A 15,192-nucleotide genomic window follows, 5' to 3' on the forward strand; every position below is an offset into this window, starting at 1 on the left:
GTAGGATTAGATTGCTTTCAACGTGCCCTTGGGCAACGTAGCGGCAATCGCACCTTTCTGGAACTTGAGTTCGACAGTATCGGATACTTCGATAACCACGAAATCATCCGTCACCTTTACTACACGTCCAGCGATACCACCGGACGTTACCACTTCGTCACCCTTCTGCAGATTGCCCAGCAGGTTCTTGTGCTCCTTGGCACGCTTGGCCTGTGGACGCCAGATCAGAAAGTAAAAAATGACCACGAAACCGATCAGGAAAATGAATTGAATATATTCACCACCTGGTGCGGCAGCCGCCGGAGCAGTCTCCTGGGCATAGGCAGCGGGGATCAGAAAGCTCATTGCAATAACTCCTGTTGCAAAGTCTGGAAATCAATCTGCCAACGGCGGGGTAGGCAAGCCGCGGCGCGCATAGAAGGAATCGACGAAGTCGGCCAATTTACCCTGTTGAATAGCATCACGTAAACCAGACATCAGCCGTTGATAGTGACGCAGGTTATGGATTGTATTCAGCATGCTGCCTAGCATTTCGCCGCATTTATCCAAGTGATGCAGATAAGCACGGGAAAAGTTGCGGCAGGTATAGCAGTCGCAGGTCGGATCCAAGGGTGAATCGTCATGCCGGTGGACAGCATTACGAATCTTGAGAACGCCGGTATCAATGAATAAATGCCCATTACGTGCGTTACGTGTAGGCATTACACAATCAAACATGTCGACGCCACGCCGCACACCTTCGACCAGATCTTCCGGCTTTCCAACACCCATGAGGTAACGAGGTTTGTCAGCAGGCAGATGCGGCGGAAGAAAGTCCAGAACCCTGATCATTTCTTCCTTCGGCTCTCCTACTGAAAGCCCGCCGATGGCGTAACCATCGAAACCGATGTTTTCCAGCCCCTCCAGCGAACGCAGACGTAGCTCCTCATGCATTCCGCCCTGGACAATGCCAAATAACGCCGAAGGGCTATCACCATGGGCAATACGTGAACGCTTGGCCCAGCGCAGCGACAGCTCCATGGAGCGCTTGGCTGTATCGAAGTCGGCAGGATACGGCGTGCACTCATCAAAGATCATGACGATGTCCGATCCCAGCGCTCGCTGAACGGCCATGGACTCTTCCGGCCCCATGAAGACCTTGGCACCATCGACTGGCGACGCAAAGTACACGCCCTCTTCCTTAATCTTGCGCAGCGCCCCCAGGCTGAATACCTGAAAGCCGCCAGAATCCGTAAGGATAGGGCCCTTCCATTGCATGAAGTCATGCAGATCGCCGTGACGACCAATGACTTCGACCCCAGGCCTCAGCCAGAGGTGGAATGTATTCCCCAGGATGATATGTGCCCCAATCGCCTCAATGTCCCGTGGCAACATGCCTTTGACGGTGCCGTATGTGCCAACCGGCATGAACGCAGGGGTTTCGACTACGCCGCGAGGAAAGCTCAGTCGGCCTCGACGGGCCCGGCCTTCGGTCGCCAGCAACTCAAACTTCATGAAGCTCATTTCAGGACTCTGGCCCTTTGGCGTTTGGGTTACGGGTAATGAACATGGCATCACCATAACTAAAGAAACGGTAGTTTTGCTCAACGGCAGCGGCGTAGGCGGCCATTGTCTCAGGATAACCTGCAAAAGCCGAAACCAGCATCAGCAACGTCGACTCGGGCAGGTGAAAGTTGGTCACCAGCGCATCGACAACGTGAAAAGGCTTGCCAGGATAAAGGAAGATATCCGTATCGCCACTAAAAGCCTTGAGTTGACCGTCTCGCGCAGCGCTTTCCAAGGAGCGGACACTGGTCGTGCCCACTGCAATGACGCGCCCGCCACGGCCCTTGCAGCGCTCGACGGCATCGACGACCGCCTGACTGACCTGCAACCACTCTCGATGCATATGATGATCTTCGATGCGATCGACCCGAACGGGCTGGAACGTACCGGCCCCCACATGCAACGTCACGAATTCGGTTTCGATACCTTTTTCGCGAATGGCTTGCAGCATGGCTTCGTCAAAATGCAGCCCTGCCGTCGGTGCAGCCACAGCCCCTGCATTGCGAGCATAAACAGTCTGATAACGCTCCCGGTCCTCTTCTTCATCCGGGCGATCAATGTAGGGCGGCAGCGGCATGTGCCCTACCCGCTCCAGAAGCCCTAGTACAGGCTCTGCAAAGCGCAGCTCGAACAGCGCATCATGTCGCGCCAGCATTTCCGCCTCACCGCCACCCTCGATATGGATGACTGCACCCGGCTTGGGAGACTTGCTGGAACGCACATGAGCCAAGACCCTGAATTCATCCAGGACACGCTCGACAAGTATTTCAAGCTTTCCGCCACTGGCTTTTTGCCCAAACAATCGCGCAGGAATAACCCGCGTATCGTTGAAGATCATGAGATCCTCTGGACGCAGATAGTCCAGCAGGTCGGAAAACTGCTGATGATTGATCGCTCCAGAAGGTCCGTCCAGCACCAGCAGCCGGCTTGCGCGGCGCTCGGATAGCGGATGACGTGCTATGAGCGATTCAGGTAGTTCAAAATAAAAATCGGAAACTTGCATGCAGGCTCATCTCGAAAGGTCGCACAGCTTACCGGAAGAGATGAAATAAGACCATTTAAAGCGTTGACTCGAAACAATCTCATCCCTATACTGCGCCGCCATTGCCTCGGTGGCGGAATCGGTAGACGCGGCGGATTCAAAATCCGTTTCTGGCGACAGAGTGAGAGTTCGAGTCTCTCCCGAGGCACCAATCATAGTTTCCAAGTGGTCCCCACCAGACCCGGAAACCCAGAGAAACCGGCCACTGCGCCGGTTTTTTTGTGCCTACCGTTCCCGAGTACACCCTTGCAAACCCAACTCAAACGAGTACATTTCTGAGTACACCGCGAGTTCGGTCACTAAAAGTGTACTCACCTGATGCCTCTAACAGCCCTACAAGCCAAGAACGCCGAGCCTAAAGACAAGCCCTACGGCCTGCCTGATGCTAACGGCCTGTCCCTTTGGATCAAACCAGACGGCAGTAAATACTGGCACTTCCGCTACCGCCTACATGACAAGCAGCCACGCATTTCTCTAGGCGTTTACCCTGCAGTGACTCTAGCCGAAGCACGCGAGAAAGCCGCCGAGCTGCGCAAACTGGTTGCCCAGGGCATTGACCCTAGTGCCAAGCGTAAAGCGGATAAGCACCAGGCTACCGAGGAGCGTGCTAATACCTTCGAAGCTGTAGCCGACGACTGGTATGCCCATCGCTTGCCCCGCTGGGCTCAGGCCTCAGCCTTAAAGGCCCGGATGTATCTGGATAAAGATCTGATTCCAGCTTTGGGGAAAAGGCCTATCAGCGCTATCGAACGTACAGAATTGGTCAAGATGCTTGCCGCAATCGAGAAGCGTGGCGCGCTGAACGTGGCTAAGAAGTGCCGGCAGTGGCTAAATCAGATCTTCCGCTTTGCTCTAGCCAAGGGATTGATCAAGTACAACCCAGCAACCGACCTGGACGTAGTCGCTGCACATGCCCCTGCTGTCCGCAGTCACCCTTTTCTGCCCATAGCTGAACTGCCAGGACTTCTAGAAAAGCTGAGTACACTTCAATCCAGAAATGTACTCACCATCAGCGCTATTCGGTTGCTTCTACTGACTGGCGTTCGCCCTGGAGAGCTTAGGCATGCGCCCTGGAGCGAGTTTGACCTTGAGGCTGGGCTTTGGACGATTCCAGCCAAGCGAATGAAAATGAGGCGCCCGCATCTTGTTCCCCTGCCCCGCCAAGCCCTTGAAATCCTCCATACGCTGCGAGAGATAACCGGGCGGTACGAATTGATCTTTGCAGGCCGAAACGACCCCAGACGGCCTATGAGCGAGAACACGGTGAATAAGTGCCTGGCTGATCTTGGCTATAAGGATCGGCAGACCGGGCATGGCTTCCGCCATCTACTCAGCACTGAGTTGAACAGCCGTGGCTACAACAAGGACTGGATTGAACGCCAGCTGGCCCATGGCGATGAGGACGAAATACGCGACACCTACAACCATGCTCATTACCTAGAGCCGCGCCGCCAGATGATGCAGGCCTGGGCTGATGAGCTCGATTCGCTATGCAGCGGATCCAATATTGTGGCGATTAATAAATTTGTCAGGTGCTAACAAGAGCATGCGAAAAACCGACACTGAAACAGCAAACTTACGAAAACTATTTAATGCCAGCGAAGATGCATTTAAGCCTAAGCGAAATTACCCTGAAGAGCTTATACCCAAAGGCAATGCCACAGCTGCTTTTAACATGCTTGTGGGCATGCTCATGCTCAACTCTTCTAACAATGAAAATTATGAAGTAATTGAGGAAACCAACAAGCTAATTGACAGATCCTGGAAGTATTTTGATGAAATTGTCGAACGCTTAGATGACGAAGGACTGGATTCACTGGCCGCTTTATTAACGGCAGTTTCCGGTGCATCTATACTGCATTATAAAGATCACTCAGAAACCTATAAAAGAAAGATGCAGAGCATCTTATCAGGGCTCAATACCTTCAATGAAACCAAAGGCTCTGCTAAAGAAAGAGCTAATGAAATAGCCAGCGAGCTTTGGGCGGAAGATACGGAAAGGAAAATCCGCATCGGAGAAATGGCTGATTTAGTTTATAAGAAAATGCTCGAAGAAGGCTTTAAAGAGACATTGCCCGAAACGATTGAAAGAATGAAGAAATGGATTGAAACAGTCGCTCCAGAATATGCAAGACGTGGCGGCAGAAGTAAAAAACCCAGTAAACGTAACGGATAACCCCTTTACCGTAAGGGATAATGTAATAACCGTAAGAGATAACCTAATAACCGTAGCGTCTGCCCAATTTTTTAAAGTCTCATCTCTTATCAATATCTAGCCATCGCTCCCAAACAGCCCCAAGGAGGCTCCTGCGATGGCTACACAGATCAATCAATCCCGCCGCTTTATCCGCATCAAGGAAGTGCTCTCGATCACGTCGCTGAGCCAATCTGAACTCTACCGCCGCATTGCTGCTGGCAGATTTCCCGCGCAGGTGCGCTTAGGCCCAGGCTCAGTAGTCTGGCTGGAAAGTGATGTACTGAACTGGATGGACGCTCGCATTGCCGAGTCGCGTGGGGAGGTTGCATGAAAAAGCCGCTCACTCCCGGACAGAAGCAAAGCGGCCTTGAAAACATGCAGGACGAGTATAACGGCTGCAGTATCGAAACTCACGAGCCGTTCATTCTCAACACTCTTCTACCCTTGATTACAGCCCAAGCCCAGAAAACGGAACACCCTGCCTCAGTCGTAGTGCTAGCCTGCTTTATGAGCCTAGCGACAATCCTGCAAGCCAAAGGACTAAGCCGTAACACGCTCATCGCCCTGGTTGATGGCTCTCGTCTGGAAATGCACGAAGCGCCGGAGGGTTTGCAATGATGCCTATTGCCTCTACACGTTCCCGCATGTATCTTAATTCTATCGCTGCAAATTCAGCGATTCGGGTTTGGTCACCCGAAAAAGCAAAAGGCGCACAAGCGCCCCATACGATTGCGAGCGCTTTTTTTGTGCCTGCAAGTTCGTGTTATGGCGGCTGTGTGTGGGAGGCGTTCGCGCCTGCCGGGTTCCTTTTGCCCCGGTTGACCAACCTACATACAGTCCGCCTCCATTCGTTTGGTCACGAAGGTGGCGGTTCCTCAGCAAAAGGAGCTACACCTATGCGCTCTACCCTTACCCTAAATCCGTCTAAAGCACGCGCCGCCGCTCATCGAGCAATGGCCCTCTCTGCCCTGCATTCCAACTCCAGCTTATCCGTACGCCTGAAACGTTATAACTCCCATATGACTAAGGCTCGCAGCCTGGAAGTAGGAGGTGCCAAATGAACGGTGCCGACCTGCCAGTATGGAATGATCTGCTTCCTAGCTATGAACAGATCAACACTATGCAGCCTGAGAAACTGGATAAAGCAGAAAAGATGGCGGCTAGCCAAGTTGCGACTCTTGCACTAGGTATCTCAGGTATTGGAAACCTCCTCGCCTGCACGGCCAGCAATGATGAGACTGGCTTATCTGAAAGCGCGGTGACTGATGTCGGCTGGATGCTGGAAAGCCTGGGCAAGCTGATCTGCAGCCTTAGCGATACCCAAATGGGCATCCAAAACCGATTGGATGAACTGGCTAAGCAGCCAGAAAAAACCTCGAAACCGAGGACTTAACCATGACTAATTTTCAATCCTGCCAAATGGTGGGAACGGGATCGGCTTGCCTGCCGATAGACAAAATCCTCTCCCGGCTGGACAAGGTTAAGGCCAAAGGTCCTTCTAAGTGGGAGGCCTGCTGCCCTGCTCACAAGGACAAACACCCAAGCTTAGGGATCAAGGAATGCGATGACGGAACAGTCCTGCTCAAGTGCTGGGCGGGCTGTACGGCTACTGACATTACCGCCGCGATTGGGTTGGATCTGCGCGACCTCTTCCCGGGTGAAAAGACCCAGCGCCGCGGCCCTAGTAAAGCAGCAATCCGTCATGAGCAGGCTGTCTACCAGATCGGCCTGTCCATGCAGGCTCAAGGCCTGGCCTTGAGTGAAAAGGATCAGGCCCGCTTTGAGCTCGCCAAGCAGCGCTTGGGGGTGAGGAAATGACCACTCCTGAAGACCGCTTTAGCAAGGAATGGACAGAGGCAGCCAAGAATGACTGGCGCGTTAATGCTGTATCCGCTTCTCAGATCACACCGACTGCCATTCGCTGGGCGTGGCCTGGCTGGTTGGCGCTAGGCAAGCTCACCATTCTGGCCGGTGCTGGCGGTACCGGCAAAACCACTCTCACTATTGGGCTTGCTGCCACCATGACGTGTGGCGGCCGCTGGCCTGATGGAGAGATATTTAATGAGCGCCGTAGCGTCATTATCTGGTCGAGTGAAGACGATCCTTCAGACACGATCGTGCCGCGCCTTATCGCTGCCGGCGCCGACCTCAATAAGGTTTACATCCTCCAGGGACGGATCAATGGCCTGGGTGAAAGCATGCCGTTCGATCCAGCTAAGGACATCGACCTATTAGCGGCTGAGCTTGAGCGCATTGGTGATGTGGGGATGATCATGATCGATCCTATCGTCTCCGCTGTGGCAGGTGACATGCACCGAGCCAACGATGTACGCCGAGCCCTGCAGCCAGTAGTGGATATGGCCGAGCATTATGGCTGTGCGGTACTGGGTATCACTCACTTCTCGAAGGGATCAGCAGGCAATAACCCGGCTGAGCGCGTTTTGGGTTCTCAAGCCTTTGGCGCTCTCGCCCGTACCGTACTGGTGGCAGCAAAGGAGGAAGAATCAGACCTTCGCGTCCTGGCCCGGGCCAAGTCGAATATCGCTACCGACTCAGGCGGCTGCTCCTACGTGATTGAACAATGCACTGTTGGCGCTGGCATCCCGGCTACACGAGTGCTGTGGGGTGACAAGATCGAAGGTAGTGCCCGAGAGATTCTAGGACAGATCGAAACCCAACCTAGTGAGGAAGCCAACGAGCGGGAGGAAGCCGAACAGTTTTTGATCAATCTGTTAGCCAATGGGCCTGTACCTACTCGCCAAGTAAAGGCTGATGCTAATGGTGCTGGTTTCGCCTGGCGCACTGTCGAGCGAGCTAAAAAAACACTAGGTGTCGAGGCAGTAAAAATCGGCATGAAGGAAGGATGGGTTTGGCGACTAGGCACCGAAGACCGCCAAGAATCTTCGAACACCGCCACTAAAAAGAGTGACGGTCTTCGGGAAAAAGTGGCGGTCTTCGAGCGGCCTTCGGAAGTGCCCAAAACTCCATTCGTGCCCTTAGATGCCCATTCGTGCCCACAAAAAAGTATGGGCACGAATGATGAAAAAGGGCACGAATGGGAGGAAAGGGCACCTATGGCCGAGCCTGAGTCTGCCTTCGATGACGCTGATCAGGAGGAAATCTGATGGGCGCTGCTATCGATTACCTGCGTCAACATGGGCTGACCGCTAAAGCCAGGGGGAAACGTATTGCTATCTCTCCAGCTTCAAGGCTTACGCCCGATGTTCGTCAGTACGTTAAATCCCACCGCCTGGAGCTACTGGCGGAACTGACCTCAAACGATGGCCAGGCCCGCAAGCTTCACTGGCAGGTTTTCCTGAACGGGAAGCCTCTCTGCCAAATAGTTGGTGAGCCTATGACCCACGCCGAAGCCCTGGAAGCTGCCCGCTTCCGGTGGCCTGATGCTGACGTTATTTGATTGACCATAAACATACGAAACGGTGTATGCTTATACAGTCATGTGCGTGATGTGCATGACCCCCGTCAAGATGCGCGTGATGCGCTTCGAGCGGCAAATGAGCATTCCCATTTGCACCCTTGGAGACATCGCTAATGCGCCCATTCCAAACAGCACCACTACACTTGAAGTTCGCTGCCAGTGAAGATCTCGGCAGCTTTACCGGCTATGCCTCGACCTTTGGCGGAGAGCCCGACCACCATGGCGACCTGATCGCCCCCGGTGCCTTCACAAAGAGCCTGGCCAAGCATGCAGCGGCAGGCACTCGCCCCGCCCTGTTATGGCAGCACGACCAAACCAACCCCGTAGGCGTATGGACTTCCTTTGAACAGGACGCCCAAGGCCTATTGGCTAATGGTCGGCTGACTCTAGACGTGCCACAAGCCAAGGCAGCGCATGCCCTGGCAAAGGATGGAGCACTAGCCCTCAGCATTGGATACACCATTCCACCCGGCGGTGCCGAGTTGGTTAACGGTGCCCGACTGCTGAAGGAAATTGATCTGGTGGAGGTGTCCCTGGTGGGCATCGCTGCTAACCCATCGGCCCGGATCGTCAGCGTAAAAAGCGTATTCGATCCAGCCAATCCAAACCCAAGAGATTTTGAACGCGCCGCGCGTGATGCGTTGGGGCTTTCTGCCCGTGAGGCCAAACGGCTAATGGCGGGCGGCTGGAACGGACTTGTTCGAGAGGAGCAAGCCGACGACAGCGCAGAACTGGCTCAGATCGCAGCCAAACTCCAACGCATCACACAGTCCCTGCAGGGACGTTGAGGTATCACCATGTCATTCGAAATCGTAACCAAAGCTATTGAAGAACACGGCGCCGCTGTAGCAGCTATTGCCAAGAAAACAGATGAGGCCTTAGATCGGCTGGATCGCATGGAAGAAAAAGGTGTGCGCTTGCGGGGCGCCACACGTAGTCCTGATGCCAAAAACCCGATTCAAATGTTCATGAAGTCTCAAGGTTTCCAAGGCATGCGTGACGGTTCGCAGTCAACCGGACGTGTTGAGCTACCAGAAATCAGTATTAAAGCCCTTGTTAACGTAGGTCGAGGTCAGGATGGCGATAGTCAATTCGATGTCGCGCCCAATCGTGACTCGACCATGCGCAACGATCCTCGGCTTGCCCTGCAGCTGCTAGTAGCCTTGCCTTCCATCCCGGTGACCTCGTCTACTTATGAGTTCACTCAACTTGCAAGCTTTACGAATAACGCTGACTTCCAAGTTACTGAAGGTACGCTTAAGGCAGAGTCTGGAATGAGCTTCCAGCAAGTGACTGCCAATATCGACACAATTGCTCATTGGACACGCGCCTCGGTTCAAATCCTGGACGACGCTCCAACCCTTGGCACTTATGTAAGCAACTTGCTTGGCTATGGCCTGCTGACCAAGCTGGAAAGTAGTTTGATCAATGGTACAGGTGGCACAGGAAGGATCAATGGTCTGCGTGCCCAGGCTACAGCATTCCCAACAGCTGGCTCACCCTATTCAACAGCTGCGCCTATTGATCGTATCGGCGCTGCAGTTGCCTCTCAAAAGGCAGCAGGTTGGAAGCCGGGCATTATCCTCATGAATCCAATGGACTGGTTCAGTATCACTGACACCAAGGCCACTGATGGCCAATACCTGATAGGTAATCCTCAGAGCCCAGCACCTGCAACCCTTTGGGGATGCCGTGTGATTGAAAGCGCCAGCATGCCAGCAGGTGAAGTCCTGATCATTGATACTGCTAACGTAGCAATCCTGGAGCGTATGCAACCGACCATCATTGCCACTCGCTTCGACCGGGACAACCTTGTCACCAACCTGGTCACGATCTTGGCTGAGCTGCGTGCGGGTCTGGCTGTGTTTGCTCAGGATGCCTTGCTGTCTGTATCGATTGTAGAGGCTTAACTCATTGGCTCTCATGCAGTGTTAGTCGGTGAGTGACTGCATGAGGGCTTCCCTTCGGGGAGTCTGCCCTAACCCCGACAGCCTGCGGATGCTCGTCCTTGTGACACTCCAAGCATCGCGGCAGGCATCTCGTTGAGAAGGCAGGGGCACATCAAAAATCTAGAGCATCTCCGTTACTAGACCGCCCCCGACCTCATTCAGAGATTTTTTTCCGCTTTTTAGAAAAAGTTAACAAGACATTTACCGGCAGGTTTACCGGAAACAGTCTGAAACCCGCATGGATACTGAGCTTATCGCTATATCAACCATATAGTCGGGGTTAACTTTTTTAACGCACAAGTTAACAATTAACAGTGATCAGCGCATCACTGAGGAGAATACCCATGGCAGGTACAGACGTAGAAAGCATGCTGATTCGTATCGAGGCAACAACTGCCCAGCTTCGCCAGGAGATTGCTCGTGCTGATAGCGCAGTGGCCAACGCCAGCAGCAAAATTAACAAGAATCTAGGCGGCATCGATCTAGCATTCAAAAACATGGGTGATTCAGCCCGAGATGCTTCCAAGATAACCGGTGCGGCTTTAGCTGGACTAACGACAGCCGCAACTGCAGCTTTTTCGGCAGTGACGATAACCATGGCCAATCATGCCAAGGAGATAAGCCGCTTTGCTGCCATTTCAGGGACCTCAGTTGAGGAATTCCAACGTATGGCCGTTGGTGCTCAACAGGCGGGCGTCGAGAACGACAAACTGGCTGATATATTTAGAGACGTTGCCGATAAGCTAGGCAACTATGCCACTACAAGCGGTGGCGAATTGAAGGAGTTCTTTGATACAGCGGCCAAACAGGCTGGCGTTACTGCTGAAAGCTTTAAAGGACTGAGCGGACCCGAAGCGTTGGGGCTTTTCGTGAATACTCTCGATAAGGCCGGAGCAAGCGAGCATCAAGTAACGTTCTTTATGGAGAGCCTGGCCGATGACGCCTCTCTCTTGTATCCGGTGCTGCGTAACAACGGCGAAGCAATGAAGGCCTTTGCTGATGAGGCCCAACGTGCTGGGGCAATCCTGAGCAGCGACACGATCAAGAAAGCTAACGAGCTTAACGCTGCCATCTTCTTGATGGACACCGCTACAACTGGTGTAAAGAACCGAATAACGACCGCGCTAATTCCAGTCTTAGGCGACTTCGCCAGGGCCCTCTCTTCCTCTACAACAAACACTGCACTAGCCGCTACCGTCGCTGATGACTTGGCCAATGGGCTTCGTGCGATTGGCAAGGGGGCAGTCGGTGCTGTTGCTGGACTTCATATAGCAGGCAAAGCCATTCAAGGGCTTCATGATCTGAATGAAGCATCAAAAGGTGAGGGTTCCTGGTGGGAAACCATCCTACCACCTGTACGCCTATACCGCGCTTATGAAAATTTCGACAAGATCAGGGACAGTGCAAGCGGCACCACTGATAGCTTGAATAATTTGGCCTTGGGTTATGCGGAGTTCATGGAAAAGGTCGATGGCAAAGACACTACTGGCCAGGATCGGATCAAGAGACTAGCCGAGTTCATGACCCAGTATCAAAACTTGTTAAACGGTAAGGGTGTATCCGGAGTATCCCCTGCTGCCAGCACAGCAAAGGCAAGCGAGGATGCAGGCCAGAAGCTATTAGATAGCCTTAAGCAGCAACAAGCCGTACTGCAAGCTCAATACGGCACCATTGACGCCCAAACTGGCAAAGTTAACAGCCTGGGACAGCAAGCTCAGGAACTGGTGAAGTGGGAAGAGGAGCTTGCTGAGATTAAGAGCAAAAAAACCCTGACCGCTGATCAAAAGTCACTGCTAGCTAGTGCCGATTTGATTACGGCCCAATACAAGCGCAATGCTGCCTTGGAAAAAGAGGTGGATTTACATAAGAAGTCGATTGAAGAAGTTATGAAGCTTCGAGACTTCGAATTAAACCTGGCGAGGCAGCTGAATGCCATCCAGCAGGATCAAAACGGCGCAATTGCCTTGGTTGGTATGGGCTCAAAGCAATCTCAACGCTATCAGGAGATGGCTAGCATTCGCCAAGAGTACCAGCGGCAGCAGGACGAGCTATTAGCTCAGCGTAACTCAGGAGATATAAGTCCAGAGTTGTATGACAAGGAAACGCAGGCTTTGTCGGCTGCTTTGCAAGAGCGCCTGCAGCTTCAGCAGAACTATTACAAGCAGGTAGATGATGCTCAATCTGACTGGTCCAACGGAGCTAGTGCAGCATTTCAGGATTACCTGGATAGCGCACGGGACGTCTCAAGCCAGACATATAGCCTATTCTCGAATGCATTCAGCAATATGGAGGACGGCATCGTTGACTTCGTAAAGACCGGCAAGCTGTCATTTAAGGACTTCTCAAACTCGCTAATCGAAGATCTTATTCGGATTCAGGCCAGGCAAGCAGCAGCTGGGTTATTAAGCTCGGCATTTAGTGCGGGAAACTCTTTATTCGGTGGATCAGGCACCATGACCGGATTTAGTCAGGGACACTCCTATACGCTGAACGCTAAGGGCGGGGTCTACGACAGCCCATCCTTGTCTGCCTACTCTGGTGGCGTGTATGACTCTCCGCAGCTCTTTGCCTTTGCCAAGGGAGCTGGCGTGTTTGGCGAGGCCGGGCCAGAAGCAATCATGCCGCTAACCCGAGGGCCAGATGGTTCACTAGGAGTCAGGGCTTTAGGGGGCAGCAGTGATTCATTATCAAACCAGGCGGGCGTTAAGATTGACCAAACCTTTCATGTAAGTGGTGACGTAAGCCAGGATACGCTCAATAGGATGGCTCAAATGGCTGAGCAGGCTGCTAAAGACGGCGCTATAGCCGGTTATGAGATGGTGCTAAAGGACGCAAATCGTAATGGTCCCGTTCGGCAAAGGTTGAACAGATAAGTCCTAGCGGCTAGCAAACGAGTACATTTTTGAGTACATCTCAAGAACCAAATCAAAGCCAGCCCCTTATTTCATAAGGCTTTAAAGCTTGTAGTTCGAAGACCTCCCGAGCACCATACAAAGTTTTCAGGACTTCCCACCAAGTCCCGAAACACCAGAAGAGCCGGCCCTTGAGCCGGTTTTTTTGTGTCTCACTATCCTGCCCTCTTCTGGTTCTCCCAAGTAATAACTACTTCCTTGGTATAAAGCGCCTCAGGCGTGCCTTGGAGTAGATCATTACAAGCCAACGCGAAAGATTCATCCTCCCGATCTCTCTATGCATCGTTCTGCACCGTTTAACGCAGGCTTGAGCGGTCTTCCTGCCTCACCTCTTTACCCAACCTTTACCTGCCTTGACGTCACGCGACAGCCGTACGGTGCTTTATAGCAGCGAGGCAAAAGCTCTTGCTGAAGGAGGTACGTATGCCAGGTCGAATATTGAAGGTAACCTTACTCATCGGCTGCCTTATCAGTGCAGGTGAAGCCGCGGCTTTTGAGCGTGAGCGGGTTTATGGGCCGCCGCCTCACCATGAGAATTACAAAGCCCCTATTACTTACCGTCAGCTTCAAAGGCTGCACTACCATAGGCTCCACGCAAGACACTATTACGCTCCGCCGCCACGTCATCGTGCCCATTATCACAAGCCTGCGCCGACGTATTACAAGCCCGCTTTCCAATGGTGATTAAAAGCCAGTTGACGCTTTGTCTTTAAAGCCTCGTCTTGCACGAGGCTTTTTAATAGTGCATGAACGCCAGGCACACTCCTCCAAGCCTCTTCCGCCAAACGGCGAGAACTCAGGGACCGGAAGTCATGTCATTCTGATACATCTGAGGGGATATGGATATGAAGAACCTGCTGGCCGCATTAGTCAGTCAACTCGCTTGCGAAGGCAAGGTGGAATGCCTGGAAAGAGATGAGAATTTCGCCAGAGTCATTGTCACGACACCCCACGGCATCATTGTCGAGAGGGATCTACACGCCACCCAGCTTCATCATGCCGTTCTGCTCAAGGCTGTTGCCGATGAGATAAAAGAAGAAATTCAGGAACGAACCCTGCGTCTTTATGGTGATATTTCCGAATGCTAGGGGCACTCGGCTGACGTCCACTTCTCACCGTTTGGTATTTGAACATAAGGGTTAGCATGATCGTACGCCCTCAGACCCCATCGCTATGGGTGCTGCTGTTTTCTCTGAAAGGCTCCATTATTCCCGCCATCTGGAAGCGAGTGCTCTACACGGTGCTGCTAAGCTCCTTTGTCGTAGCCACGCATGGCACCCTCTACCACTACAAGGTTATTTTGACAGCTACGCCTTTTACACTTTGGGGACTGACGCTGGCGATATTCTTGGGCTTTCGTAATAGCGTGGCCTACCAGCGCTTTTGGGAAGCGCGGACCCTGTGGGGAGAACTGCTCATCGTCTCTCGCAACCTAGTGCAGCAAACGTTGAGTTTTTTTCCTGGAATGACTGTTGAAGAGCGACGCTCCATAGCCCTTCAACTGACCGCATTCAGCCATGCGCTTCGCGACCACTTGAGAAACGATGACCCAACGCCCGACCTGAAGCGCCTTCTGACACAGAACGACTGCGCCCGGGCGCTGGCAGCCGCCAATCGGCCTAATGTGATACTGGGTCTTATTGGACAGAACATCAGTCAGTTGATGCGGCAACACAACTCCAGCGAAATTCTTCTTAGCTCTGTAGATCAACAGATCAGTCGCCTCTCCTATGTGCTGGGAGGCTGTGAACGCATCAGAAATACACCTATCCCCTATCCCTATATTCTGATGCTGCATCGCACCGTACACATTTACTGTTTTCTACTACCGTTCTGCCTGGTGGATAGCATTGGCTGGTTTACTCCACTTGCTGTTTGCGTACTGGCGTATACCTTTTTTGGACTGGATGCCCTGGGAGATCAGATAGCGGACCCTTTCGATAAGATGCCAAACGACCTGCCACTCAATGCCATGTGCAGAGGTCTGGAAATCTCCCTGCTTGAACTGCTGGATGAACGAGACCTCCCGCCCCCTCTACACCCTCAGGACGGTTTATTGCTGTAAGCCTTTCGAGGAAAGACAGGCTTGCCATGCTAACTACCAGGTG

16 protein-coding genes and 1 tRNA gene are annotated in these 15,192 nt (G+C 52.8%); 14 read left to right on the forward strand and 3 right to left on the reverse strand.

Annotation, left to right across the window (positions count from 1 at the left end; genetic code table 11):
• Positions 1 to 6: 6 nt before the first annotated feature.
• Genes yajC through queA form a run of 3 tightly spaced genes read right to left on the reverse strand, consistent with a single transcriptional unit; the run spans position 7 to position 2,548 of the window.
• Positions 7 to 345 carry a preprotein translocase subunit YajC gene (yajC, locus tag AC4LF3_RS14695; protein WP_010795334.1) on the reverse strand — a complete coding sequence of 113 codons (339 nt, stop codon included), beginning with the start codon at positions 343 to 345 and terminating at the stop codon, positions 7 to 9.
• Between the two features lie 30 nt (positions 346 to 375).
• Positions 376 to 1,494: a tRNA guanosine(34) transglycosylase Tgt gene (gene tgt / locus AC4LF3_RS14700; protein ID WP_037030442.1), complete on the reverse strand. Its 1,119-nt coding sequence runs from the start codon at positions 1,492 to 1,494 to the stop codon at positions 376 to 378.
• Positions 1,495 to 1,504: 10 nt separating this feature from the next.
• A complete protein-coding gene (gene queA / locus AC4LF3_RS14705; protein ID WP_491835587.1) occupies positions 1,505 to 2,548 on the reverse strand; it encodes a tRNA preQ1(34) S-adenosylmethionine ribosyltransferase-isomerase QueA in 1,044 nt (347 codons plus the stop codon).
• A 103-nt stretch (positions 2,549 to 2,651) separates the two neighbouring features.
• Between queA and AC4LF3_RS14710 the strand changes: the two genes are divergently transcribed.
• The 14 genes from AC4LF3_RS14710 (at position 2,652) to AC4LF3_RS14775 (ending at position 15,149) form a co-directional block, all read left to right on the forward strand.
• A tRNA-Leu gene (locus AC4LF3_RS14710) sits at positions 2,652 to 2,738 on the forward strand.
• Between the two features lie 167 nt (positions 2,739 to 2,905).
• Positions 2,906 to 4,126, forward strand: a complete 1,221-nt coding sequence (locus AC4LF3_RS14715) for a tyrosine-type recombinase/integrase (RefSeq protein ID WP_491835589.1) — start codon at positions 2,906 to 2,908, stop codon at positions 4,124 to 4,126.
• 7 nt (positions 4,127 to 4,133) lie between these two features.
• A complete protein-coding gene (locus tag AC4LF3_RS14720) occupies positions 4,134 to 4,763 on the forward strand; it encodes a hypothetical protein (RefSeq protein ID WP_491835591.1) in 630 nt (209 codons plus the stop codon).
• 136 nt (positions 4,764 to 4,899) lie between these two features.
• Positions 4,900 to 5,115, forward strand: a complete 216-nt coding sequence (locus AC4LF3_RS14725) for a helix-turn-helix transcriptional regulator (RefSeq protein WP_312508795.1) — start codon at positions 4,900 to 4,902, stop codon at positions 5,113 to 5,115.
• Positions 5,112 to 5,402 (forward strand): hypothetical protein, encoded by a 291-nt coding sequence (locus AC4LF3_RS14730; protein ID WP_491835593.1) that lies wholly within the window; start codon positions 5,112 to 5,114, stop codon positions 5,400 to 5,402. The genes AC4LF3_RS14725 and AC4LF3_RS14730 overlap by 4 nt, the downstream gene beginning before the upstream one ends.
• Before the next feature lie 439 nt (positions 5,403 to 5,841).
• Complete coding sequence (locus AC4LF3_RS14735; RefSeq protein ID WP_312600832.1) at positions 5,842 to 6,177, forward strand: hypothetical protein; 336 nt, start codon at positions 5,842 to 5,844, stop codon at positions 6,175 to 6,177.
• Positions 6,178 to 6,179: 2 nt separating this feature from the next.
• On the forward strand, positions 6,180 to 6,602 hold the full coding sequence (locus AC4LF3_RS14740) for a virulence-associated protein E (protein WP_491835595.1): 423 nt from the start codon (positions 6,180 to 6,182) through the stop codon (positions 6,600 to 6,602).
• Entirely contained in the window at positions 6,599 to 7,909 is a 1,311-nt protein-coding gene (locus AC4LF3_RS14745; RefSeq protein ID WP_491835597.1) for an AAA family ATPase, read from the forward strand. Before AC4LF3_RS14740 ends, AC4LF3_RS14745 begins: the two co-directional genes overlap by 4 nt.
• Positions 7,909 to 8,202 carry a hypothetical protein gene (locus tag AC4LF3_RS14750; protein WP_491835598.1) on the forward strand — a complete coding sequence of 98 codons (294 nt, stop codon included), beginning with the start codon at positions 7,909 to 7,911 and terminating at the stop codon, positions 8,200 to 8,202. The genes AC4LF3_RS14745 and AC4LF3_RS14750 overlap by 1 nt, the downstream gene beginning before the upstream one ends.
• A 134-nt stretch (positions 8,203 to 8,336) precedes the next feature.
• Complete coding sequence (locus AC4LF3_RS14755) at positions 8,337 to 9,011, forward strand: HK97 family phage prohead protease (protein WP_145137237.1); 675 nt, start codon at positions 8,337 to 8,339, stop codon at positions 9,009 to 9,011.
• 9 nt (positions 9,012 to 9,020) lie between these two features.
• Complete coding sequence (locus AC4LF3_RS14760; protein WP_491835601.1) at positions 9,021 to 10,133, forward strand: phage major capsid protein; 1,113 nt, start codon at positions 9,021 to 9,023, stop codon at positions 10,131 to 10,133.
• Positions 10,134 to 10,516: 383 nt separating this feature from the next.
• Positions 10,517 to 13,045, forward strand: a complete 2,529-nt coding sequence (locus AC4LF3_RS14765; RefSeq protein ID WP_491835603.1) for a phage tail tape measure protein — start codon at positions 10,517 to 10,519, stop codon at positions 13,043 to 13,045.
• A gap of 884 nt (positions 13,046 to 13,929) precedes the next feature.
• A complete protein-coding gene (locus AC4LF3_RS14770; protein WP_010795338.1) occupies positions 13,930 to 14,172 on the forward strand; it encodes a hypothetical protein in 243 nt (80 codons plus the stop codon).
• A 56-nt stretch (positions 14,173 to 14,228) separates the two neighbouring features.
• Entirely contained in the window at positions 14,229 to 15,149 is a 921-nt protein-coding gene (locus AC4LF3_RS14775; RefSeq protein WP_491835605.1) for a bestrophin family protein, read from the forward strand.
• Positions 15,150 to 15,192: the final 43 nt, after the last annotated feature.

This window comes from Pseudomonas sp. C2.3V, from assembly GCF_058536325.1.